Source organism: Candidatus Erwinia dacicola (assembly GCF_001756855.1).
Classification (GTDB): domain Bacteria; phylum Pseudomonadota; class Gammaproteobacteria; order Enterobacterales; family Enterobacteriaceae; genus Erwinia; species Erwinia dacicola.
The window spans coordinates 1-2,129 of the sequence record NZ_MAYS01000284.1 but is presented as its reverse complement, the minus strand read 5'-3'; the positions used below and the strand labels follow the sequence as shown (position 1 = coordinate 2,129).

At 51.2% G+C, this 2,129-nt stretch carries 2 protein-coding genes and 1 pseudogene; all 3 read right to left on the bottom strand.

The annotated features are described in order from the left end of the window. Positions 1 to 162: transposase (locus BBW68_RS20655; protein WP_148127589.1), on the bottom strand; the 162-nt coding region annotated here is incomplete at its 3' end. A gap of 75 nt (positions 163 to 237) precedes the next feature. After that, positions 238 to 568, bottom strand: a pseudogene (gene yfbR / locus BBW68_RS08500) (5'-deoxynucleotidase); the annotation flags it as partial. A 62-nt stretch (positions 569 to 630) separates the two neighbouring features. Then, positions 631 to 1,848: a pyridoxal phosphate-dependent aminotransferase gene (locus BBW68_RS08495; RefSeq protein WP_070134944.1), complete on the bottom strand. Its 1,218-nt coding sequence runs from the start codon at positions 1,846 to 1,848 to the stop codon at positions 631 to 633. Between the last annotated feature and the right edge of the window lie 281 nt (positions 1,849 to 2,129).

The window sequence follows — 2,129 nt, the reverse complement described above, 5'->3', positions numbered from 1 at the left end:
GGGCGTTTTCCCCTGGCGCTCAAGTCGCAGCTTATTCACCCAACGGGGGATAGCCGAATGGCTTACGTTAACTGCCTCTGCGGCCTTAACGTAGGTATAGCCGTGGTCGACAACTAACTTCGCCGCTTCGAGCTTAAATTCCGGCGTGAAATGTTTAGCCATTGGGTCACCTGTGGTGTTGGGAAGGTAAGAATATCACCTTCCGATCAGGTGGCCAGTATCAGTGTGCCACTACACTTCCGGCAGCATCTCAATCAGCTTACGCTGGGCTATCTTCTCAATTTTCTTATATTCGTGGGCAATCTGAGCGTTGTAATACTTCACCGGAGTGGGGAGATCGCCGGTCAGTACTTCGCTAGCATCGTGATACATTGCCATCATGGCGATGCATTCGGCATTAAGATTGCTGTTAAACTTTTTGTTCTTAATTACCGCCAGCACATGGGCAACTATCGCCACCTGCAGGCTGTGCTCGGAAACGTTCTCCGTGCGCACGTTGCACATCAGCGTGCCAGCGGTTGATTAACTTGAGGCGGGAGAGGTGGACGAAGAAGTATCTTTGGCTCATGATTGTTTTCCCTTACTACAAAAAAGTGAAGAGCGGCCCTGAATCGCTCTTCGGGGAGAACGTTACAGCTGGCGGTAGTCGCTGAGGAAACGACTAAACTTGTTAATTGCCATATCCAGTTCATCCACGCGCGGCAGCGTGACAATGCGCACGTGATCTGGCCACGGCCAGTTAAAGGCGGTGCCCTGAACCAGCAGCACTTTTTCCTGCAACAGGAAGTCGAGCACCATCTTCTGGTCATCGTGAATATTGAACTTCTTGCTGTCAATTTTTGGGAACATATACAGCGCGCCGTCTGGCTTGACGCAGCTGACATCCGGAATGTCATTAATCAGATCCCATGCCCGGTTGCGCTGCTCATAGAGGCGGCCGCCAGGCTGGATAAATTCGCTGATGCTCTGATAGCCACCTAGCGCGGTCTGAATAGCGTACTGTGCCGGAACGTTGGCGCACAGACGCATTGAGGCCAGCATCTCTAGACCTTCAATATAGCCTTTGGCGTGTTTCTTCGGCCCATTCAGTACCATCCAGCCTTGGCGGAAGCCCGCGACGCGGTAAGTTTTAGACAGACCGTTAAAGGTAATGGTCAGCAGGTCCGGCGCTAGGGCAGCAATAGAGTGGTGCTGTGCGGCATCGTAAAGGATCTTATCGTAGATTTCGTCGGCGAAAATAATCAGGTTGTGCTGACGCGCCAGCTCGACCACTTCCATCAGCAGCTCTTTGCTGTAAACGGCACCGGTCGGGTTATTCGGGTTAATTATCACAATGCCGCGCGTGCGCGGCGTGATTTTGCTGCGGATATCATCAAGGTCCGGGAACCAGCCTGCGGATTCGTCACACAGGTAGTGAACGGCCTTGCCGCCCGAAAGCGAGACGGCCGCGGTCCACAGTGGATAATCCGGTGCCGGAACCATCATTTCGTCACCGGTATTCAGCAGGGGCTGCATCGACTGTACGATCAGTTCAGAAACGCCGTTGCCGATATAAATATCTTCAACGGTGATATCACGCATGCTGCGTGCCTGATAGTGCTGCATGATCGCTTTACGCGCCGAGTACAACCCTTTGGAATCGCAATAGCCCTGAGCGTTCGGCAGGTTGCGGATTACATCCACCAAGATCTCATCGGGGGCTTCAAAACCAAACAGCGCTGGATTACCGATGTTCAGCTTGAGGACTTTATTACCTTCTTTTTCGAGGTGCTTGGCTTTTTTCAGCACCGGGCCGCGAATGTCGTAACACACATTATCCAGTTTGCTGGATTTATCAATTGGGATCATTTTTGTCGCCTTGACTGGCAGAACTGCGTTCCTTTCCTGCCGTGGGAAACTAAACTTTGCACAATGTACTCCTCTCCTCTGAGCTTTTGAAGGGCGACAGCGGGCTTTGGTGTGTTAAAGGATGTTTTTTCACTCAGCTGGCTGAAATATTTTGATATTTCATGCTGCACATTAGGTATGATCCTATACTAACATCTGTGCATTGATTCTGCGGTGTAAGTCACCCGCATAATTTAGTCGTTCTACTAAAGGGATATCTGTGATGTAGCCCCCTGAAACAC

What these genes read in the sequence shown, in the direction of transcription:
- BBW68_RS08495 (WP_070134944.1), bottom strand. Translation starts at nt 1,848, where the DNA reads ATGATCCCAATTGATAAATCCAGCAAACTGGATAATGTGTGTTACGAC.